The organism is Herpetosiphon geysericola, assembly GCF_001306135.1.
GTDB lineage: Bacteria > Chloroflexota > Chloroflexia > Chloroflexales > Herpetosiphonaceae > Herpetosiphon > Herpetosiphon geysericola.
Genome location: NZ_LGKP01000026.1, coordinates 45,196 through 66,100, shown reverse-complemented (window position 1 = coordinate 66,100; position 20,905 = coordinate 45,196). Strand labels below are relative to the sequence as shown.

Annotated in this window: 17 protein-coding genes and 1 pseudogene; 7 read left to right on the top strand and 11 right to left on the bottom strand. The window is 49.6% G+C overall.

Going from position 1 to position 20,905, the window contains the following annotated elements; translation table 11 throughout:
- Nucleotides 1-439: 439 nt before the first annotated feature.
- Nucleotides 440-958: a GNAT family N-acetyltransferase gene (locus SE18_RS18885; protein ID WP_054536027.1), complete on the bottom strand. Its 519-nt coding sequence runs from the start codon at nt 956-958 to the stop codon at nt 440-442.
- A gap of 149 nt (nt 959-1,107) precedes the next feature.
- Between SE18_RS18885 and SE18_RS18880 the strand changes: the two genes are divergently transcribed.
- Nucleotides 1,108-2,088: a DUF4268 domain-containing protein gene (locus SE18_RS18880; protein WP_054536026.1), complete on the top strand. Its 981-nt coding sequence runs from the start codon at nt 1,108-1,110 to the stop codon at nt 2,086-2,088.
- Between the two features lie 13 nt (nt 2,089-2,101).
- On the opposite strand, the gene SE18_RS18875 is transcribed toward SE18_RS18880, so the two are convergent.
- Nucleotides 2,102-3,667 carry an STAS domain-containing protein gene (locus tag SE18_RS18875; RefSeq protein WP_054536025.1) on the bottom strand — a complete coding sequence of 522 codons (1,566 nt, stop codon included), beginning with the start codon at nt 3,665-3,667 and terminating at the stop codon, nt 2,102-2,104.
- A gap of 72 nt (nt 3,668-3,739) precedes the next feature.
- Nucleotides 3,740-4,891 (bottom strand): ABC transporter substrate-binding protein, encoded by a 1,152-nt coding sequence (locus SE18_RS18870; RefSeq protein ID WP_054536024.1) that lies wholly within the window; start codon nt 4,889-4,891, stop codon nt 3,740-3,742.
- Between the two features lie 265 nt (nt 4,892-5,156).
- On the opposite strand from SE18_RS18870, the gene SE18_RS18865 reads away from it, so the two are divergent.
- Nucleotides 5,157-6,137 carry a Gfo/Idh/MocA family protein gene (locus tag SE18_RS18865; protein WP_054536023.1) on the top strand — a complete coding sequence of 327 codons (981 nt, stop codon included), beginning with the start codon at nt 5,157-5,159 and terminating at the stop codon, nt 6,135-6,137.
- 67 nt (nt 6,138-6,204) lie between these two features.
- Here SE18_RS18865 and trpA read toward each other — a convergent pair whose 3' ends face one another.
- The gene (gene trpA, locus SE18_RS18860; RefSeq protein WP_054536022.1) at nt 6,205-7,020 is read right to left on the bottom strand and encodes a tryptophan synthase subunit alpha; all 816 of its coding nucleotides are present in this window, start codon (nt 7,018-7,020) and stop codon (nt 6,205-6,207) included.
- Nucleotides 7,021-7,043: 23 nt separating this feature from the next.
- A complete protein-coding gene (locus tag SE18_RS18855) occupies nt 7,044-8,726 on the bottom strand; it encodes a class I adenylate-forming enzyme family protein (RefSeq protein WP_054536021.1) in 1,683 nt (560 codons plus the stop codon).
- A 123-nt stretch (nt 8,727-8,849) separates the two neighbouring features.
- On the opposite strand from SE18_RS18855, the gene SE18_RS18850 reads away from it, so the two are divergent.
- Both SE18_RS18850 and SE18_RS18845 read left to right on the top strand, forming a co-directional pair.
- On the top strand, nt 8,850-9,389 hold the full coding sequence (locus SE18_RS18850) for a hypothetical protein (protein ID WP_054536020.1): 540 nt from the start codon (nt 8,850-8,852) through the stop codon (nt 9,387-9,389).
- A gap of 86 nt (nt 9,390-9,475) precedes the next feature.
- Complete coding sequence (locus SE18_RS18845; RefSeq protein WP_054536019.1) at nt 9,476-10,591, top strand: hypothetical protein; 1,116 nt, start codon at nt 9,476-9,478, stop codon at nt 10,589-10,591.
- Nucleotides 10,592-10,618: 27 nt separating this feature from the next.
- Here the strand turns inward: SE18_RS18845 and SE18_RS18840 are convergent, their stop codons facing one another.
- Both SE18_RS18840 and SE18_RS18835 read right to left on the bottom strand, forming a co-directional pair.
- A complete protein-coding gene (locus tag SE18_RS18840; protein WP_054536018.1) occupies nt 10,619-11,167 on the bottom strand; it encodes a hypothetical protein in 549 nt (182 codons plus the stop codon).
- 346 nt (nt 11,168-11,513) lie between these two features.
- On the bottom strand, nt 11,514-12,011 hold the full coding sequence (locus SE18_RS18835) for a pyridoxamine 5'-phosphate oxidase family protein (protein WP_054536017.1): 498 nt from the start codon (nt 12,009-12,011) through the stop codon (nt 11,514-11,516).
- A 123-nt stretch (nt 12,012-12,134) separates the two neighbouring features.
- Here SE18_RS18835 and SE18_RS18830 point away from each other — a divergent pair, with 123 nt between their 5' ends.
- Nucleotides 12,135-13,067: an aldo/keto reductase family protein gene (locus SE18_RS18830; protein WP_054536016.1), complete on the top strand. Its 933-nt coding sequence runs from the start codon at nt 12,135-12,137 to the stop codon at nt 13,065-13,067.
- A 53-nt stretch (nt 13,068-13,120) separates the two neighbouring features.
- Here SE18_RS18830 and SE18_RS18825 read toward each other — a convergent pair whose 3' ends face one another.
- From SE18_RS18825 to SE18_RS18815, 3 genes and pseudogenes are all read right to left on the bottom strand, one after another.
- Nucleotides 13,121-13,588 (bottom strand): hypothetical protein, encoded by a 468-nt coding sequence (locus SE18_RS18825; protein ID WP_054536015.1) that lies wholly within the window; start codon nt 13,586-13,588, stop codon nt 13,121-13,123.
- Nucleotides 13,589-13,805: 217 nt separating this feature from the next.
- Nucleotides 13,806-14,198 (bottom strand): annotated as a pseudogene (locus SE18_RS18820) (lectin OAA family protein); the annotation flags it as partial.
- Between the two features lie 208 nt (nt 14,199-14,406).
- The gene (locus SE18_RS18815; RefSeq protein WP_054536013.1) at nt 14,407-14,877 is read right to left on the bottom strand and encodes a hypothetical protein; all 471 of its coding nucleotides are present in this window, start codon (nt 14,875-14,877) and stop codon (nt 14,407-14,409) included.
- A 205-nt stretch (nt 14,878-15,082) separates the two neighbouring features.
- Here SE18_RS18815 and SE18_RS18810 point away from each other — a divergent pair, with 205 nt between their 5' ends.
- Nucleotides 15,083-17,068, top strand: coding sequence for a reprolysin-like metallopeptidase (locus SE18_RS18810; protein WP_054536012.1), 1,986 nt, complete (start codon nt 15,083-15,085; stop codon nt 17,066-17,068).
- Nucleotides 17,069-17,149: 81 nt separating this feature from the next.
- Here the strand turns inward: SE18_RS18810 and SE18_RS18805 are convergent, their stop codons facing one another.
- A complete protein-coding gene (locus tag SE18_RS18805) occupies nt 17,150-18,004 on the bottom strand; it encodes a hypothetical protein (RefSeq protein ID WP_054536011.1) in 855 nt (284 codons plus the stop codon).
- Nucleotides 18,005-18,150: 146 nt separating this feature from the next.
- On the opposite strand from SE18_RS18805, the gene SE18_RS18800 reads away from it, so the two are divergent.
- Complete coding sequence (locus SE18_RS18800) at nt 18,151-20,802, top strand: tetratricopeptide repeat protein (protein WP_054536010.1); 2,652 nt, start codon at nt 18,151-18,153, stop codon at nt 20,800-20,802.
- Nucleotides 20,803-20,905 lie beyond the last annotated feature (103 nt).

The window sequence follows — 20,905 nt, the reverse complement described above, 5'->3', positions numbered from 1 at the left end:
CGGCCACGGCGGGTTTTGGTCGGTAAGAGCGGGGCAATTAATGCAAACTGGGCATCGGTCAATTCATGGCGAGCCATAGACACCTCCTGCCGAAGAGTCTACCATGGAATTATCAGACAGAACCTAGCATGTAATGGCAAGTGAATTGCAGCAAAAAATAAACTCTTGTACTGCCCGTTATTATCTAATAAGTACGCAAAGCTCTATTAAAGATTAGATTCTCAAAGAAATATAGAACGGATTAGTCAAACTATAGAAGGATTTGATTCATGATCAAGCAAATCTGTGGCAAAAATGTACTTCGTAGGCTTCTTCGAAGCTAATAAATGACCAAGTATACGAAGTTTGATGAAGTTAGATGATTGCTTAAATCCACAACCTCAATCATTGATCCAAAATATATTCCGATAACCAAAAGCCCTCAACCAATCGCCGATTTTTAAGCTTTTTCAATCGAATAGAGCATTGCCGGCGTGCCATCGAGCACAATTTCATGCTCTACGTGCATGCCCATTTTTTCAGCAACCCGCATCGAAGCAGCATTTTCGGGAATTGGCAAACAAATCAGGCGATTAAGGTTCAATACATCAAAGCCATAAGCCACAATCGCCTGCGCAGCCTCGCTGGCCAAGCCTTGGCCCCAGTAGGCTTGATCGAGCAAATAGGCCACTTCAACTTCTTGGCGCTCATCAATAACCCACGGCAACAAGCCACAACGCCCAATAAATGCTCCGGTTGGTTTATAGATCGTCGCCCACAAGCCATAGCCATATTCGCCATAATACACCTTGATAATCCAATCAAGCTCAGCTTTGGTTTCCTCGCGATTCAACACGCCCTCAGGAAAATGCTCACGAATAACTGGATCACGGTAAAGCCGAAATAAAGCTTCAAGATCATCAGGCGTTAGTTTGCGTAACATCAGGCGCTCGGTTTCAAGAATAATCTGATCAGCCATACCTGCTCCTTAACCTATTTATTGTATCCTAGCAGTTTGGGGTGAATTACACATCAATCGCTTGATTGAGTGTAAAATCAGCCCTGCGCCCTTCATGCTATAATCGGTAGCAGTTTTGCAGCCCAACGGTGTAGTGAGGAATTACGGCGATGAATCATCTTGGTCGGCTTAAACGGGTTCCGATTCACGATGCTTGGCGACAAGCGGCCAGCCATTTTACCCATTGGCTCACCCAAGCCGAAAATATCGCCCAATTAAACACCGCCACCAACCTCGAATTGCGTTTTGAGGCGCTCAACAAAGGCACTGGCAATTTGCGCCAAAGCCTTGTCTGCTATGATCAACGCACTGAAACCAAGGTCTTGATCGAAAATCAATTAGCTGGCAGCGATCATGCGCATCTTGGCCAACTGCTGACCACCGCCAGCAGCGTCAAAGCGACGATTTTAATTTGGATTGCTGAGCATTTTACGCCTGAGCATCGTGCCACAATCGAATGGCTCAATCAGCAAACTCTGCCGCATCTCTTATTTTTTGCAATTGAACTGGAATTATGGCAAATTGATGATTCGCCGTTTGCCCCGCATTTCAAGCTGATTTGTAAGCCAACAGATTGGGAATTGGCGATTACCAACGAGCCAAGTTTGCCTGTGGCTCCACCAATGAACAACCCCAGCAAGAACATTTATTTAGGCTATTGGATGCGCTTTAATGCAATGCTACGTGAGCGCAATAGCCACCTTGGCGCCAAAAAACCGCATTCTGAGCCAAGCACCAGCTTTGCCTTAGGCCGTGCCGATTGCAGCTTACAAGCAGTCTTGAATCAACGTGATAATTGGCTTGGCGTGGCGGTTATGTTGAGTGGAATTTCCGCCAAGCTCCGTTTTCGCTGGCTGCGCCAACAACGGGTGGCGATTGAGCAACAATTGGGCGTTGGTCTTGAATGGCGCGAAAATCCTTTAACCAAGGAATATCAAATTTGGCTGATTCGGCGCAACGCCAATTTGCACGATCATCAGCATTGGGCCGACCATCATGTTTGGATGATCGACACCCTTGAGCGTTTTTACCGCGTGTTTACGCCGTTGCTCAAGCAATTGTATATTCGCAACGAGCCAGAACACAACTAAACAATCATCCCAGTTAGCGATGGCGGGTTTGCAAATATTCGGTCGCGCGGCTGAAGGCTTGGGCCAAAGTTGCTGCCGTATCAATCACCGCTAGATCTAAGTGCAAATTGACCAAGGTTTCGGCCATATCAGGGCGAATCCCAGCCAAAATCACCCGTGCGCCAAGCAATTGGGCTGCATGCGAGGCATTGATCAAGGCCCGTGCCACTGCTGCATCGACCACTGGCACGCCGGTAATATCCATAATCACAACTTTGGCTTGTTGCTGCTCAATCGCTTTGAGCAAGATTGCATTAATATCGCCAGCCCGATTGGCGCTAAACTCACCAACCAACGGCATAACCAAAATGTGCTTGGTGATTGGAATGGTTGGCATGCTCAGCCGACGCACGGTTTCGAGCAAACGTTCTTGCTCTGCATTTTGGGCCTGCACCTCAGCCAAGGCATGGTGTAATTCACCAGTTCGCGTCACGACCAAACCTTCTAGCTCCTCGTTCATCTTCGCAAGCTTGGTTTGCGAGGCATTCAAGCCTACCACCATCGTATTGAAGGCATCGCCAAGGCTGGCCAATTCATCGCGGGTTTTGAGCTGTACTGGCGTATAGGCAGTAGGATCTTCGGTAAAGCGCGTGACGCTGGCATACAGTTCTTGAACTGGCAAGGCCAGCCGCCGCCCAACGTACCAGCCAATCCCTGCCACCAGTGGCAAGGCAATCCCAATCACGATCGAGAGGCTGAGCGCCAATGTTCGCACATTGCTATAGATTACGTCAAGTGGACGTTCGACAATCAACAGCCAATCGGTAGGATCAAGCGCGGTGCGCACGCCCAACACTTCTTCGCCAAACGGGCTATTATACGTTTCAATGGTGTTGCCATTTGTCAGCAACGGCAAATTAGCCAAATCTTGGTGTTCGATTAGCGATTGGGTATTGGCCGCGCTGAGAAGCTGACCTTGCTGATTAACCACCAACACCCGCATCTGAGCCGCCGATTCGATCCGCGAAGTCGTTTCCCAAATCCGATCCATACTAATATCGGCAACGAGGATTAATTCGCCATTGGCACGGCCTAAAACGGGCAAGGCCATGCGAAAGCGCGGCACTTCGCTTGGTGCTAGCGGCAAGGAAACTGCCTGCAATGGCTCGGGATTTTGAATTGCAACTTGGCGATTTTGCAGCATCTGCAACAAGGGCGAGCCAGCCAAGCTTTCTGGCATCTGCACGCCGCGCAAACGGGCGGCCACTGCAATCCGTTCGCCAGTTACCCGATATAAACCAACCTCGGAGAAACTTGAGCCAAACAGAACTTGCGAGCCTAATTGCAAATCGCTCAGCTGGCGGGGATTGCCATTATTGCCAATTGTAGTGCTTGCGTTGCGCAATTCATCCATGCTGTTGAGAATAAAGCGCCGATAATCTTCAGCTGCAAGGTTGGTAAGGGCAATTTGCTGATTTTGGGCAGAATTCTGTTGCGCACGATAACTAATTGTCAAGGCAATTGCCCAGACTGCTAGGAGCGGCAACAGTGCTGCAAGCAAAACGATTAATGTAACTCGTTGGCGAACCCGTGCCCGCATATCGCTGATCCTATCTTTGCTGAAACGTTGCTTTGCGACGTTGAATCAAATCTGATGGCTCAAGCAAGCTGCTTAGCGCAGCTGGCTTGGGTCAAGTTTATCGAGAAAAATAAAATCTCCGCGCTCAATTTGCACAAACAAGACAGTTTTGTTGACTTCGCGCTCTGGCGTAAAGGCAATCACCCCAGTCACCCCTTCAAAGGTTTGGGTTGCGGCCAAAGTATCGCGAATTGTGCTCGAACTGCTATTTGGGCTACGTTTGAAGGCATCGATCAATAAGTTGGTCGCATCGTAGGTTGACGAAGCCACCACATCAGGGTCAATATTGTAGGCGTTACGAAATTCACGAATAAAGTTTTGCACCATTGCGCGTGGATCATTGCGTGAAAAATCGGTTGCCAAAATAACGCCTTCAACATCGCTGCCGCCAAGTTTCACCAACGAGGGCGAATCTAAGCCATCGGAGCCAATAATTGGCAGTGTAATGCCTGCTTGGCGCACTTGTTTAATAATATCAGCACTTTGGGCATAATAACCAATCAATACCAAGGCATCTGCTGGTTTGGACTTAATTGTGGCAATCTGGCTACTAAAATCGCTCGTATCGCTGGCATATTCGCTGGTGCTAACAATTGTTGATTGATTGGCGATTGCGGTTTTGGTAAAGGCTTCGGTAACGCTGCGGCCATAATCATTATTAATATTCAAGACATGGAAATTACGATAGTTCAGCTTGGTTGTAGCATACTGAGCAAGCGCTTTCCCTTGCACCGTCGTTATATAAATGACCCGAAAAATCATCGAGCCAGTTTTGGTAACTTCAGGATGAGTTGCATAGGCCGCGAGCATTGGAATGCCAGCCTGCTGAAAGATTGGCGCAGCTGCGCGGGTTGTGCTGCTGTAGGAGCCGCCAATCACCGCCCGCACCTTATCCTCAGTTACCAGTTTTTGGGCCACCGTAATCGCTTGATTTGGCTCAAGTTGATCGTCGTAGACAACTAATTCAAAGGTTTTGCCGGGCACAGTTTGGTTGGCGTTCGCTTGATCAACCGCCAACTTAGCCGCATGCATTGCATTATTGCCATCGCTCGCACTCGCACCAGTTAATGGGCCGAAAAAGCCAATTTTAATCGTCTCTGATTGGGGCTGAGAAGCACTTCCACAGGCACTAACCAAGGCCAAACCGATGAAGACAAGCATTCCCAAGCTGGCTCGTTTGAGCATGGTCAATCCTCCTGTATGGGATACCACATGGCTTAGTAGGCCCGAACGATGAGCAATTTCGCTTAAATCACGCTGCCGCATGGCTAGTCTAGCACACAAGCAACCGCATGAGCAGTTGAGATTTAGAGGGAATTTTTGGCCGATCGCCAACCCTCTAGGCTATTGGCATGCTAGGAGTATTGGCTCATTGCCAACGCGGCGCCAACCAGCAAGCCCAAATTACATGGTAGCATGAGACCGGATTCATCAACTGATGGAGAACATCATGCAACAACTCAAATGGGGTTTGCTCGGAACAGGCTGGATCGCTGAACAATTTGCCAATGCCTTGGCCGACTTGCCCGGCGCTCAACGCTGGAGCGTGCTTTCGCGCAATCAAACCTCAGCTGAAACCTTCGCCCAAACCCATCAATTTGCCCATGCCCATAGCGATATTGAAACCTTTTTGGCTGATCCAGAGCTGGATGTGGTGGTGATTGGCTCGCCGCATCCACGCCACGCAGAACAAACTATCGCCTGTTTGAATGCTGGCAAGCATGTATTATGCGAAAAACCAATGGGCATCAACAGCCAACAAGTTGAGGCGATGATTGCCGCTGCCAAAGCCAACCAACGCTTTTTGATGGAAGCAATGTGGATGTGGTTTCACCCCAGCACGATCAAAGCCAAAGCATTGATCGAAGAAGGCGCGATTGGCACACCGCATCTGTTTCATGCCGATTTCAGCGTCCACTTCCCCTTTGATCCAACCCATCGCATGTACGACCCTGCGCTTGGAGGCGGTGCCTTGCTTGATATTGGGATTTATCCCTTGGCCTTGGCCTTATATCTGTTTGGGGCACCAAGCAGCGTCTATGGCCAAGCCCAAATCGGCCAAACTGGAGTCGATGAGCAAGAAAGCATTATTTTGCAATATGCAGATGGTCGCCATGCCAATTGTGTCGCAAGCGTGCGCGCTGCGGGGCCATGCGAAGCAACAATCACCGGCAGCAACGGCTATATTCGCTTTCAACGCAATTTTTGGCACTCGCAACAATTGCTAGTCGCAAGCAACGGCCAAACTGAAACTCTCGATCTGCCATTTATTGGCAATGGCTATGTCACCGAAGTGGCCCATGTGGCCGAATGTATTCAAGCAGGCTTGATCGAAAGCCCAATCGTCACTTGGGAAGCCTCACGCAGCCTGATTAACACCATGGATCAATTGCGCCAAAGCTGGGGTATTCAGTATCCCGATGAGCGGTAATTAAGCACTTGGGGAGCAGAAACCCGCGCCTGTTGAAAAGGCGCGGGTTTGCTGTGAGGGAAATTAATTATTGGTGATAGCCATTGGCTTGGTCGGCAGCATCACGCAGATTTTGCACAAACTGCTGAGCGCCAGCCGCCTGTTGGTCGCTTGGCAAGCTGCCAATATAATCGAGCAAAGCGCTGGCACAAATCGCGCCTTCAGCCATTTTGGCAACTGAGGCAACATGTTCAGGCTTGGAAATGCCAAAGCCTACCGCGCGCGGCAATTGGCTGTGTTGGCGCACCCGCGCCAAGAAATCGCCCAAATCGTCGGCCAAGGCCGCGCGTGCGCCAGTTACCCCGCGCAACGCCACGCAATAGATAAAGCCCGATGACAAGCCAGCAACTTTGGCAATCCGCGCATCGGTTGAGGTTGGAGCCAAGAGAAAAACCAAATCGAGCTCATGGGCTTTGGTGGCCGCATGAAACTCTTGGGCTTCTTCTGGTGGCAAATCGGGCACGATAAAGCCATCGGCGCCTGCTGCTTTGGCCGCTGCCACAAATCGCTCAACCCCATATTGAAACATGGGGTTGAAATAGCCCATCAGCAAGAGCGGAATGCTCAGCCCTGCGGCACGCAACTGGCGCACAGTTTCCAAGCAAAATTCAAGATCAACGCCATTGGCAAGCGCAATATCGGTTGTGCGTTGAATCGTCGCTCCATCGGCCAAGGGGTCGGAAAAAGGCATGCCTAGTTCTAGCATATCCGCGCCACCAGCGACCAAGGCCTGGGCTAAACTGAGGGCAGAATCGCGTTCAGGGTAGCCAATTGTCAAAAACGGCATCAGGGCTGTCCGGCCTTGGCTCGCCAAGCGTTCAAAGGTTTGGGCAATTCGGCTCATAGCATCCTCAACTACAGCAGCCACTACTCACGGAACTGGCTGTCATTCCATTCGGCAAAGAGTTCTTGCAAACGCAAGCGCTGATATTTGCCCGTTGCGGTCACCGGAATTTCGTTGCCAAATACCACAACTTTGGGGCATTTCGCAAAGGGCATGTGGGCACGACAATGGGCTAAAATCGTGGCGGCATCAAGTTGGGCACCTGCTTCGGGCACAATATAGGCGCCAACTTCCTCGCCATACCAATTATTTGGGAAGGCAATTGCCAAGGCTGTACGTACACCAGGCACTGCCAGCAGCACTTCCTCAATTTCAAACGGGCTATATTTAACCCCGCCACGGTTGATTAATTCTTTTAGACGGCCTGTGATAAACAAAAATTGGCGGCCTTGGGCATCCCATTGATAAAAACCTTCGTCGCCAGAGCGAAACCAGCCATACTTAAAGGCTTCTGCATTCGCGTCAGGTCGATTGAAATAGCTCATCATCACGTTATGTCCGCGAATCACAATCTCGCCACGCTCGCCTTCGGATAAGGCATGACCTTGCGGATCGTGGATCGCCATTTCATTCGGCCACATCGCCACCCCAATGCTGGGATAGCCAAAATCTTCCATCCAATGGCGATATTCTGCATCGCTCAGGTTGGTTGGCAAGAAACATGAATAACAGGTGGTTTCTGAAAGCCCATAGCCATGCAGCACACGCACGCCGAATTGGTCATAAAAGCGTTTGGCCAAAGCAACAGGCAATGTGCCAGCCCCACAAATTAAATAGCGCAAATGGCTGCGCTCAAATTGACTATGCTCTGGCTTGGCTTCGCACAAATATTGCAAAATCGTTGGCACAACCGAGACAATCTGCACCCGCTCGTTGGCGATGCGCTGCCAAAATGTGCCCGCGCTAAATGCCCGATTGAGCACCACCGAGGCTTGGGCCAGCAACGGCGTAACCAAGGTCACCACAATGCCATTGACATGATGAATTGGCAAAATCGCCATCAAACGGCTATCAGCATCGATGCCATGCCAGCGCATAATCCCGGTGCAATCGGCCAGCAAATTATAGTGGCTCAGTTGCACGCCCTTGGGTGCGCCAGTTGTGCCCGATGTATAGACCAACAAGGCCTCATCATTGAGGCTTGGGGCTTGGTTTGGCTCAAAACTGGCTGCTTGGGCTGCCAAAGCTTGCTCAAAATCAGCATCCAAGGCCACAACATGCTCAACGCCTGCTGCATGGCTGCTAATCGTTGTAGCGCGTTCGAGATATTCAGGCCGCGCTAGCACCACGCGAACTGCTGCATTGCTCAAAATAAAGCCAATCCGCTGGTCATCTTCGCCGACGTTTTGCGGCGCAATCGTCGCCCCAATCAGCCAGCATGCTGCATAAATTGCCACCGTATCTGGGTGATTATAGGCCAAGGTGGCGACCCGCTCGCCATGGCGCACGCCATAGACCGTCGTCAGCAAATTCGCAATCCGGGCTGCGCGCGCGAACAAATCGGCATAACTCCAACGAATTTCTTCGCCTGCATGATCGTTGAAATAGGCCAAAAACTCGCGTTCAGCATCGCTTGCAGCGCGAGCCTGCAACAGCTCAGCCAGCGAATGCCATGGCGTTTGAACCGTCGAGGCAGGAATTCCCGTGTAGGTATGGGCAGCATTCAACAACTGCATTGTCGTTGGATCAAGCTCAGGGTGCGTCATTGCACAAATACTCCTTAACTGAGAGCACACAGCGAACAGCCTCACCATTATATACGATGCTTGTGGCCGAGAATTAAGTTAAGATAGTGTGTCACAAATTCATACAATCCAAGGAAGCAAGTGATGACAGAGCAACAACCAATGGCTGCTGCGCCCATTAAATATCGCGACGATGGCGAGGTCGATTGGGCCAATATGTGGGAAAGCTTTTGTGGCTTGGCACTCGAGGGCGGGCCGCCGCATCGCGGGATAGAAGCCAACATTCCAATTCAAATTAATGCGAATTCGCAGCATCCCAACTATTTGCAAGTCTATGCAGAGCTATGTCGCGGCATTTACGAGGTCAGCGGCCTCAGTGCGCATATGAGTGATGCTACCGAATGGCTGGCGATTGAATGCCCAATTGTTGGTCAAGCCCAATGGCTGGCAGGCGCAATTAATCAAGAGCATGTGGCGGCCCAAGCCCATGGCCAACAACTATGGGTGCCAATTCATCAAGATTTTAGCCTCAAAAGCGAAATTAAAAGCGTGATTACGGTTGTGGCCAAAACCACCCACTACTGGACAGAGCATCTGCCACCGTCGGTTAAACAGAGTTTTGCCATCCAAGCCCAGTTCAGCAACGTTGGCCAAAAGCTCAAACGCTTATTTAATCGTAGCTAAATTGGTTTAAGCAAGGAAAGGTACTTAATCCCCATTGCGTCTTTATGCCATCGAAAGAGTTAAGTTCGTTCGTCAGGAGGATTTCAATGGGGATTAACGATCAGGCTGAAGATACTATCAATCACCCAAATTCACGGCGCTCATTTTTACGCAACACTGGGTTGGCTGCGTTGGCAACCGCTGGCGCAATCAGCGCGTTCGATCACGCTGCTGCCAGCACCAAGCCCGCAATTGATGAAAACCAACTTGCTGCTGGCGGCGAAATTCCTGATAGCGCCCAATATGCTCGCCGCGCTTTTCGCTCATTGACCTTGCTCGCAATCAGCGCGGTCAGCAGTGACCAAACATTTGCCAAAAAAGTCTATGATTTTGCGCTTGCCGACCTTGATAAAAATATAACTGGTTTATCAAACGCCAGCGATGCGGTCAACAGCCTGAGCTACACACCCAACCCCGACGACGATTACGAACCCCGCCCATGGTGGTGGCCACGCCCGTGGTGGCGGCTCAAAGACCAAGTCTTTACCCCAATCGAGCGGATTCCTGCTGGTGGGTTGATTGTCTTAGATTTGCATCGCAGCCTTGATGCCTTCAACATGGCCTTCCAATATGGCGATCAAGCTTTGCAAGCAGAAAATCTGCGCATGGCCCGTAGCGAAATTCGTAGCCATTTTGTGTCACTGAAACGGGCAAATAGCTTTGCAGCGTGGGAGCCAGGCGACGATCTCTGCCCGCCATGGTGGCCATTCCCATGGCCGCCAAAACGCCAACCAGACATTTCAACGCCGCAACCATTGCTTGAACTCGGCAATCTTGTCAAAGGCTTAATTAATTATGGACTTGGCAAAAGCATGAGCAATACCACGCTTAGCCTTGCCCGCAGCAAAGCAATTATTGTGCAACTTCAGGGAAGTGCACGCAAAATGACCAGTTATAGTGGCAATTTGGTTGGTTGGGTAGATGGCGATGACATTTGCCCACGCTGGCCGTTCCCATGGCCAGGCCCATGGTCACTCAAACAATTGCTTGATCAATACAACCCTAAACCGCAACCAGATCCATGGCATGCAGTTGCCAGCGAAGTGCTGCGTGCCAGCACCATCTTTGCGATTGCCAGCAGCCTGAGAGACCGAGTGATTGCCCAAGGCTTACGTGACGCAGCGATTGGGCAAATCCAAACGCAAGTTGGCAAATTAGCCTAATTGTTAGATTGAAGCAGTGCAGCCGAGCTACGCAACCCGTTTGCTCGGCTGCAAACGATTAAGCGGCCAAATCTCTAGCTCGTCTAGCTCACGCAGCAAGCGTTGGGTTGGTACAAAACGCCCAACCGCTTGAATTGAGGCTAGTTGATCGGGCAATTGATGTTTAACCTCGTGAGCTGGCAAATGCTGGCTGTGTTGGTTGAACCATGGCCGTAGTTGGGCCACAGGCAACACATAGACCTTGCTGGTCGCAACCACATAGCTATACCAATATTCAGCCGCCGTGATTTGCAAACGGCTGGCAGGGTCGGGGTCGGCTTGCCACGTGGGAATAAACAACTGTTGATCGTTGCCATATTCATCGTAGTAGAAGGCAATCCGAATGTTGCGCTTGGAGCATGGTGGGATGCGCACTTTCCAAACAATATTAACCGCTAATTGCTGATAGAGCGGCACATGGGCAACATCATTCACTTCTAAGGTATCGCTAAAACTGCGCAAATGCTTCATGAGCAGACGCTTAACTTCACGGCTTTGTTGGTCGCGCAGTGAGGGTATTTGCAGAATTGTTGCCATTAGAATGCCTCATTTCGTAGTTGCTTCAGTCACCCATTTTGACTATACCAGAACAAATTTTCTATGTCAAGCACACATGTCAAGTTGCGGCGTTTTAGCGCGATTATTATTCCTATAGTTCTTCTCCTTTCTCCTCCCTTCCGTCCCTCCGCTGGAGGGAAACGCCGGGGGTTTTCATCCCCCAGCACCCCCTAATAGTTGCTTTGTGGAATATGCAGGCTGGTTCAGCTGGTCAACTATTGTGCATTTGTCTCTTTCAATTCACGAACATATATAAGCTCAGGATAATGAAAAAGGTCAGTCGCCAAGGGCAACTGACCTGAATCTATCGATGAAAAGCTATTATTTAGAGGCTAACCTTGCCATGATCGCCAACATCTGGGCGTTCGCCAGTCACCAGCGCTGTCAAAAAGCCTTTGACTTGGACAAAGGTGCTGTTGGGAGTATCCCAATATTCAACGACGCTTGGCTCGACCTTAATCAGGATAATGTTGGGGTCGTTTTCATCTTTGAACCATGCCTTGGCCAAGGGAGTCCATAACTCTTTGATTTTGGCCCGATCATCAACCAGCTGGGCTTTACCGCTGACTGAGACATAACGCGAATCATCGACATTCACAAAGGCTACATTCACTTGTTTATCGTTGCTTAATTCATCGATCTTGCCACTATCGCGGCTGGTCATAAACCAAAGATCGCCATCAAATTCTTTTTCTTGCACAACCATTGGGCGGCTGTGCAATGAATCGTTTTGGGCAACCGTGGTTAACATAGCAATTTTAAAGCCTTTAAGTTGCTCGGCAACTTTGGCAATATTTTGTTGAACTGGGGTTTGCTCTGCCATTGAAGTATCCTCCAAACTAGAATTTCTACTAGCTCATCAAGGCAAGAGCTATGCCAAGAGCCACGATAAATCCGTGGTATGATCAGATTGTAATTTCAGCATATCTTCACTTAGGAGGCTTCTGTGGAATATCGACGGCTAGGCAAAGCAGGCATGCGGGTTAGCGCCGTATCACTGGGCGCATGGTTGACCTACGGCGGGAGTGTCGAAAGCGATATGGCCGCCCAATGTTTGCGGGCAGCAATCGACAATGGCATTAACTTTATCGATGTTGCCGATGCATATGCCTACGGCGAAGCTGAAAGAGTCGTTGGTGCAGTTATTCGCGATTACAAACGCTCGGATTTGGTGCTTTCTTCCAAGCTTTTTTGGCCCATGAGTAGCAACGTCAACGATCAAGGGCTTAGTCGCAAGCATATTATGGAATCAATTGATAAAAGCTTGCGCCATTTTGGCACCGATTATTTGGATATTTATTTCTGCCATCGTTTCGACCCCAACACGCCGCTTGAAGAAACTGTGCGCGCAATGAGCGATTTGGTGCAGGCTGGCAAGGTGCTCTATTGGGGCACAAGCGTTTGGGAAGCCGATCAAATTGAGCAAGCGGTCAGCATCGCCAAGCAATATAATGGCTACTTGCCCCAAGTTGAGCAGCCCCGCTACAATATGCTCGATCGCCATATTGAGCCAGCAATCATCCCAACCTGCGAGCAGCATGGCCTTGGCTTGACGGTTTGGAGTCCACTTGCCCAAGGTTTATTAACTGGCAAATACAACGCTGGTGTGCCCGAGGGCAGCCGTGGCGCAACCACCAAATGGCTTGATCGCGAACTCAACGACACAAATTTGCAAAAAATTCGCCAATTGACTGCAATTGCCGAAGAGCTTGAGCTGACTACCAGCCAATTGGCCTTGGCGTGGGTCTTACGCTTGCCGCAAATCAGCTCAGTCATCACCGGCGCAACCAAGCCTGAACATGTGCTCGATAACATCAAGGCTGGCGAAGTGCAATTAAGCGCCGATGTTCAAGCCCAAATCGAAGCAATTCTGGCCTAAAATAACCAAGTGCGCCACCAACAAAATTGTTGGTGGCGCACTTGTAAACAGGTTTATTGCTTTTTCCAGGTCCCGCTGCCGCCAGTAACCGAGGCTGCCACGGCCAAAGCAGCCCCAGTAAAGTTGCCAAGGTAGTTGTTGCCACGCCAGAATTGAATCGTTACTGCGCCGCCAACCCCTGAAACAACCGTCACTTGGAAGCTGCAATCGCCAACTAATTGATCGATCGGAACCCCAACATAGCCGCCAGCACTGGTGCCACCACCAAGCCCAATGCCCCACATCGTGCCATAAAAGCGAATTTTTTGGTTATTATCAAAGGTCAAAATGCATTCGCAGGTACCATAAATGAAAGCAGTGGCAAAGGTAGCAGTCCCAGTTGCGGTCGAGGTTGCTGCTGCGGTTAATTGATTCGATGCATTTTTATCAGCATCAGGAAATGCTTGCTTGAGTGATTCAACCGTAGCATCGTATTGGGCTTGTGCAATTGAATTATAATCAATTTGTTGTTCAGTAGCCATTATTCATTCCTTTACTACACAAATTCCACAGTTCATTGAATCGATTCATACTTAAAACGTATAAGCAACGCAAATCCTGAATTATTTCAAAGGCTTAGATATACATTGAATTACTAGTGCCAATCATAAAGCAATACAGGCATAGCAATGAGTATATGCCTAAAACAAAAAGCCAGCCATGATTAGCTAATCATGGCTGGAAAACGAAGATTAAGCGTTATTGCAGTTTGCCACGAAAACCAATAGGGCCTTCACCAGCATAAACCATCGTGCCATTCAGGGTTTGGCCGCCATCTTGTGAATTAACATCAAGATTAATCGGATTTTGGTTATCACGCCCACCAATCACCCACGTTCCACCTGGATGCCAGGGTGCATCATCGCCGCCCCATTGATTTTCAACAGCATAATTATTAGTACTGGTACGATTTGCGCGGAAGCCAATCGGGCCTTCGTTGTTATAGGTCATGGTTCCAGTAAAGGTTTGGCCGTTATCAGCGGAGGAAATATTAATTGCTACAACATGTTGGTTATCACGTGCGCCCAACACCCATGTGCCACCTGGATGCCAGGGTGCATCATCGCCGCCCCATTGATTTTCAACCCAATATGCGCTCATTCGGTTGGCCTCCTAAACTAAACCGTTGTACCAAGAGAACCCAGCTAACACCAACATAAACCATCTCAGGCAAAAGAGATGCTGTGATCAATTGTTATATTAATTAGTTGATTGCTGGCTCTGCATGTTAAACGTTGTGCACTAGCCAATCCTGAATCATTTTAAGCCCCAATGTTTGATCAAGTATGCTAGCGATTGCTCACGCTAAAAACCAAAGAAATCCCGTAACCATGAGCGGCAACCCAATCGCCAGCAGCAGATTGATGCTTAATCGGAGAACTCGCCCTTCAGCAACCCGCCATTCAACGAAGATACTGCGCAGGATAATCCCAAGGCTATTGCCAAAAAAGATCCAATAGCCCAATCCTAAATTCTTAATCAGGAAGCCGAAGATTGCAATACCATAGATAACGCAGAGCAAGCCTAATCCCCAATAATGCGGCTTTTTTGCTGGCTGATAGAATAGCCCTAATCCCCGCCAACTAGCCATGGCCCCAATGATTGGCCAAAAACACACAATCAGCCAAAGAATTGCTCCACAGATTATCAACAATCCTGAACCAAACGATAAAAACGGTGCTCCAACTGTTAAAAAGAAGGCTCCAGCCAGCCATATCAGAATCACGAACCCAAAAACAACCAAATATGAACTAAAGCGCTGCAACCACATACACCTAAACCTCACTAAGCAATCGATTGAATCAACCAAAGCTTAGCCGCAGCCCGTTACACCAACGTTACAAGGAAGTGGCTTCTATCAATCCTTGCTAAAAACACATTTGCTTTCATGGATCCATTTACAAATATCACAATTTAATTAAATATTTTTAATGTATAATAGATAGGTATCCACTTCTACCTCTAGGAGGTTTGGCATGCCCGGAAAACGTTCATCGTTGGTGATCGTTGCAGCCTTGGTGGTTGCATTGCTGAGTAGCTTTGCTGCCGCCACCCTCGTCACTCCTACCGCCGCTTCGTCCGATGGCTTTTGGCAAGATGTGCAAGAAAGTCGGCTGGTGCAAAAAGGCGCGCGCCAAATTGTACCAACCATCTATCGCACTGTTGGGCTCGATTTGGATGGCTTGAGTCAATATCTCGCCAAAGCACCATTAGAGCAAGACCAAGCAGTAGCAAACTCGTTGTATACGCTGCAATTGCCCATGCCTGATGGCAAATTTGAGCAATTTCGCATCGTCGAATCGCCAATTATGCAGCCTGAACTTGCGGCGAAGTTTCCCGAAATTCGCACCTACCTGATCGTTGGGGTGGATACACCGAATCGTAGCGGACGCTTAGATCTGACTCCAGCAGGCTTCCATGGCTTGATCTTGGGCGATCAAGGCCGGATTTTCATCGATCCCTATAGCGCTGGCGATACCAAAAACTACATTGTGTACGATAGCCGGAATTTTGTGCCAAGCAGCGAGAAACTGGCTGAACGCCAAGTTGAAGATTATGTCATCGATCTGCCATTGAGCAGCGATGGCTTGGCTGCACCAAAAGCTGTTGGCGATAAATTGCGCACCTATCGCTTGGCCATGGCCGCAACTGGCGAATATACCGCCTTCCATGGCGGCACGGTCAGCGGCGCATTGGCAGCAATCACCACCAGCGTCAACCGCGTTAATGCCGTTTATGAGCGCGAAGTTGCCGTGCGTATGGTGTTGGTTGCCAACAACAGCAGCATCATTTACACCAATGCCAGCACCGACCCCTACACCAACAATAACGGCGTCACGATGCTCAGCCAAAATCAAACTAATATCAAAAACGTGATTGGCAATACCAATTATGATATTGGCCACGTGTTCAGCACTGGTGGCGGCGGGGTTGCCTCGTTAGGCTCAGTTTGCTCGACCAACTACAAAGCTCAAGGTGTGACTGGCTCGTCGGCTCCGGTTGGCGATCCATTTGATATTGATTATGTTGCTCACGAAATTGGCCATCAATTTGGCGGCAACCACACTTTCAACGGCACAACTGGCAGCTGCGGTGGTGGCAATCGTGCTAGCAGCGCCGCTTACGAGCCGGGCAGCGGCTCGACGATTATGGCCTATGCAGGCATTTGTGGCGCTGAAAACTTACAATCCAACAGCGATCCCTACTTCCATTCGAAGAGCTTGAACGAAATTACGACCTTCATTACCACTGGCGGCGGTTCAAGCTGTGGCACGGCAACCAACACTGGCAACACGGCTCCAGTCGCTAATGCTGGCGCAGATTACACGATTCCGCGCAGCACGCCATTTGAATTAACTGGCACTGGCAGCGATGCCAACGGCGATAGCCTGACCTACAACTGGGAACAATATAATTTAGGCACTGCTGCGCCACCAAATACCGACAATGGCTCACGCCCAATCTTCCGCAGCTTCAACCCAACCAGCAGTCCAAAGCGCTCGTTCCCCAAATTGAGCGATATTCTCAATAATGTCAGCACGATTGGCGAATCGTTGCCAACCACCAATCGCACCTTGGCCTTCCGCTTGATTGTGCGTGATAATCGGGCTGGCGGCGGCAGCTATGCAATTGATACTGCCAACGTCACGGTCAATAGTGCAGCTGGGCCTTTCACGGTAACCGCGCCTAATACAGCAGTTACTTGGACGCGCAACAGCAGCCGCACGATTACTTGGAATGTGGCAAACACTACCGCTGCTCCTGTTAGCTGCGCCAATGTCGAGATTTTATTCTCCAGCAATGGCGGCAGCAGCTTTAGCAGCTTGCTTGCGTCGACTCCAAATGATGGGAGCCAAGCAGTAACCATGCCGAATACGGCAACCACCCAAGCACGGATCAAAGTGCGCTGCGCCAACAATGTGTTCTTTGATCTTTCAAACGTCAACTTTACGCTGAACTAAGCGCATAGCTGCTAAAACAAAACCAACAACAGGCCACTAGGAATAATCCTAGTGGCCTGTTCGCATCTGAAACAAAACAGATTATTGTGGGATGGGCATGGTGGGGGTAACGGTTGGCGTTGGACCAGGATTGATCACCGTTGGTTCAGGATCTTTGCCATATGGATCAATAATCATCATGCCCAACTTTCCATTCAGATACTCGTTAGTATCTGGGTTATAGCCAATGATCACCGTTGTCGCACTGGTGCGAAACTTGACCATGGTTTGGCTTGAATTGGCATAGGTCGTGTCGCCATGGATTTTTGCATAGCCATAATACGGGGCTGTTTGGCTGGTTGGGCAATTCAGCGCTGAGCTAGAGCATTGACCAACCACCAGCCGATTATCATCAATCAGGCGAAAGCGGCGCACGGTGTTCGATTCAAGGGCATCGGTAGTATGGCGATATTGCCATTGCAAGTTGCCATATAAGCCATTTACATCAACACTCATCCGCGCATCAGGGTGATATAAGAGCGGCTGATTGCCATTCGTGCTAAATTGAGCTTGAGCATAAGTCCAAAAATCAGGGTAGGTCTGCTGCAAGCTGTTTGGCAAATCGAGAGCACACGAAAGGTAGCCATTGCCTTGAAAGTGCGCATAATCTGCTGGGCTGAAATCCACAGCTCCATTGACGGTACAAGCAATTGTCGTCATTGAGACAATTGGTGGGTCTTGGCTGGGGATTTGTGGCGTGCCAAGCTCAACCAAACAGCCATTGGCCGTCTCAAAATCCCAAACTGCCATCCACGTATTGGGCGTTGAAAGATCGACACCTGCTAAACCGCAACCTGCTGGTGGAGGTGGCGTATTAGCCTTAACCTGCGTGGTTTGATTGAATATCAATGAACCCAATAGGCTAATTAGCACTGTTAACACTACGATAAGTCGCATCTGAAGCCTCCCTAATCACAAACGAATCACTTGGCTTTCAGTATAGTGGGCTTGTGGCTCAAAAAGTCTCATTCTGCCCTTAAAAAGTCTCATTTGAGACCAAGCGAGTCAACCATCAGCTGCTTTCGATTAACGAGGAGTGTGGAATGACGCATATTCTTAATCCAATCTTACGCACTGTACTCAACCAGTTTGATCAGCCTGCTGAGCTTGGCACAATCCAACCGTTGGCAACGCCAGCATTGCTTGGGCATTGGTATGATCTCTATGGTGCGTATCCGAGTGAACGCCAACGGGGCCACATTATTCAATTGGTGGTTGCCTATGCCCTGCTTGGTGAAACCCAAGTGCGGCCCGAACAAACCCACGATCTCGCTGAGATTTTGCAACAGCTGCGGGCTGGCAATCGCGACCAACGCTTAGTTTATTGGCGCTTTTTGCACGAACACAAATTGCCAGTGCATGTGCTGATCGATGAGCTTGGCTTGGCCAAAGCAACCTTTCATCGCGATATGAAAGATCGTTTACCCTTGATTTTGGATCAGGCTGCTGATTGTTTGTTGAGCATTTTACAGCCAGCGCTGCAATTGGAACGGCCACCAGTGCCAGCTCAATTGTATGGGCGCGCTGAATGGCTGGCCGAAGCTTATGCAATGCTCAAACACGAACAGCATCTTTGCATTATTGGGTCAACAGGGGTTGGCAAAAGTGCCTGTGCTGCAACACTTGCCAATACATGGCAAGGCCCAGTGTTTTGGCTGACGCTCCTGCCCGATTTGAATGATCAGGTTGAGAGCTGTTTACCCTTGATCGGCGCATTTTTACAGCATCATGGGGCCTATAATCTGGCCCAACATTTGGCAATTGAGGGCGGCAAGCTCAATAGCAATGTGGCGCTGGGCTTAATTCGCCGTGATTGCGCCAGTCTTACAAATCCAGCCTTGTTTTGCCTTGATCAAAGTGAGGTTATGCTCAAACAGCCGCAACCTCATCATCGTGCGTTGCACTCATTTTGGCGTGCTTTAGCTGCAATTTCCAACATGCATGTGCTGATTATTGGCAACCGCGTGTTTAGTGATGATCTGCCAGTGCTTAGCCTAGAACCCTTGGAAAGTAGCGCATTTCGGGCATGGTTTGATGCAACTACAACCATGCAACCAGATTATCCATGGGAGCAATTCCTGGCGTTGATTGCTGGCAACACCCATCTGATGCGGATTGTGATGGTTTTGATTCAGCAGGAACGAAGTTTGGCGGCAATTTGCGCCATGCTCGAAGCGCATCCAGGCGTTAGCTCCTTGATCGAACGGATTATCACTATGCTTGGGCCAAGTGCGCAACAGTTATTAACCATTTTGGCCAGTTTTCAGCAACCGATTCCACGCAGTTTATGGCCAAGCAACGATCTGCAACAACTTGAACAGTATCAATTGCTGCAAGCTGGCTATCGCGATACGCTGGAGCTTTGGCCATTGCTGCGCAAGCACTACTGGCAACAGCTAAGCACCGAACAACGCCAACCATTGCATGAACATGCAGCCCAAGTCCATGCCTTGCTTGGCCAATGGACGCTCGCTGCTGAACATGCAATTGCCGCAGGCGATTATGCGCAAGCGATTGTTTGGTGGTTTCCCCAACGCCATAGCGAAATTCGGGCTGGCTATTTTGGCCGGATGCTGCGCATGCTGCAATTAATTCCACTTGATCAATTACCAGCCCGCGAGGCCCAAACCCTGGCAATTGGACAAGCAGAGTTGGCGCGCTTTATTGGCAGCTACGATCAAGCCCGAGCTGGCTTAGCCGCAGTTTCGCACACGGGAAGCGATTCGCTGCGCGCCTATATTCACCAACTCGAAGGCGATTTATGGGAGGCCCAAGGCCAAATTGAGCAAGCAATGCAGAGCTACGAGCGGGCAATTACGATTTTGGATACCAACCATTATCATCAAGAGGCAATTTTATATGTTAAGCGCGGCTTAATGCACCTCAACCATGAGCGCGATTTCGAAGCCGCGCACCAAGCCGCCGCCAAGACCCATTTTATCGCCGCCTTGTTGAGTGGCGAAATTGCCGATGAAGAAGGCAACTATGACCTAGCGTTACAGGGCTACCAAACTGCACTTGACCATGCCTGTGCGCTCAACGATCAGGCGCTACAAGCGCGCGCCCATGCGAGTTTGGCGATTGTGCATGCCCGCAATGAACGCACCGAAGCCATTGAGCATTTTAATGTTGCCATTCGCTATTATCAATCGATTGGCAACAATGTGCGGGCTGCGCGCAACCAAAGCAATTTGGCCTATTTTTTGGGCGAGATCAACCAACCCCACGAGGCTATTACAATCGCCAAAGAGGCCTATAGCTTCTTCAAGCAAATTAATTCGCGCTTTTGGATTTCGCTGAATACGATGACCTTAGCTAATGCCCATGTGGAGCTCAATCAGTGTGATGATGCTGAGCGCTATGCCCACGAAGTGCTGCATTATGAAGAAACGGCCCATGTACCCTTTGGGGTGTATATTCTAGGCAGGGTTGCCAATCTCAAACAAGAATTCACTATCGCTGAACGCTATTTACATCAATCAGTCCAGCTTAGCCAAGCGATTCAGGATCGCTTTATGCAAGCTAAGGTTTGGCGCGAGCTGACCAAACTTTTTTATGCAACCCAACGCTATCCTGACGCACAGCATGCGCTCAGCCAAGCAAGTGATTTGTATCAACAATTGGGCTTAAACAAAGAGCTGGAGCGGATTCAACACTGGGCGCACCACTCCAATGGACAGCTAGTGGTCAATTAGTGCCCCAACAACAGAACGCCGCAAGCTGCATCGCTCGCACTTGCGGCGTTCTGTTGGCTCCAATCTAGCGCTTGACAGTAACCAGCGCCACGCTGATAATCGT

What these genes read in the sequence shown, in the direction of transcription:
- SE18_RS18885 (WP_054536027.1), bottom strand. Translation starts at nt 958, where the DNA reads ATGGCTGATCAGATTATTCTTGAAACCGAGCGCCTGATGTTACGCAAA.
- SE18_RS18880 (WP_054536026.1), top strand. Translation starts at nt 1,108, where the DNA reads ATGAATCATCTTGGTCGGCTTAAACGGGTTCCGATTCACGATGCTTGG.
- SE18_RS18875 (WP_054536025.1), bottom strand. Translation starts at nt 3,667, where the DNA reads ATGCGGGCACGGGTTCGCCAACGAGTTACATTAATCGTTTTGCTTGCA.
- SE18_RS18870 (WP_054536024.1), bottom strand. Translation starts at nt 4,891, where the DNA reads ATGCTCAAACGAGCCAGCTTGGGAATGCTTGTCTTCATCGGTTTGGCC.
- SE18_RS18865 (WP_054536023.1), top strand. Translation starts at nt 5,157, where the DNA reads ATGCAACAACTCAAATGGGGTTTGCTCGGAACAGGCTGGATCGCTGAA.
- trpA (WP_054536022.1), bottom strand. Translation starts at nt 7,020, where the DNA reads ATGAGCCGAATTGCCCAAACCTTTGAACGCTTGGCGAGCCAAGGCCGG.
- SE18_RS18855 (WP_054536021.1), bottom strand. Translation starts at nt 8,726, where the DNA reads ATGACGCACCCTGAGCTTGATCCAACGACAATGCAGTTGTTGAATGCT.
- SE18_RS18850 (WP_054536020.1), top strand. Translation starts at nt 8,850, where the DNA reads ATGACAGAGCAACAACCAATGGCTGCTGCGCCCATTAAATATCGCGAC.
- SE18_RS18845 (WP_054536019.1), top strand. Translation starts at nt 9,476, where the DNA reads ATGGGGATTAACGATCAGGCTGAAGATACTATCAATCACCCAAATTCA.
- SE18_RS18840 (WP_054536018.1), bottom strand. Translation starts at nt 11,167, where the DNA reads ATGGCAACAATTCTGCAAATACCCTCACTGCGCGACCAACAAAGCCGT.
- SE18_RS18835 (WP_054536017.1), bottom strand. Translation starts at nt 12,011, where the DNA reads ATGGCAGAGCAAACCCCAGTTCAACAAAATATTGCCAAAGTTGCCGAG.
- SE18_RS18825 (WP_054536015.1), bottom strand. Translation starts at nt 13,588, where the DNA reads ATGGCTACTGAACAACAAATTGATTATAATTCAATTGCACAAGCCCAA.
- SE18_RS18815 (WP_054536013.1), bottom strand. Translation starts at nt 14,877, where the DNA reads ATGTGGTTGCAGCGCTTTAGTTCATATTTGGTTGTTTTTGGGTTCGTG.
- SE18_RS18810 (WP_054536012.1), top strand. Translation starts at nt 15,083, where the DNA reads ATGCCCGGAAAACGTTCATCGTTGGTGATCGTTGCAGCCTTGGTGGTT.
- SE18_RS18805 (WP_054536011.1), bottom strand. Translation starts at nt 18,004, where the DNA reads ATGCGACTTATCGTAGTGTTAACAGTGCTAATTAGCCTATTGGGTTCA.
- SE18_RS18800 (WP_054536010.1), top strand. Translation starts at nt 18,151, where the DNA reads ATGACGCATATTCTTAATCCAATCTTACGCACTGTACTCAACCAGTTT.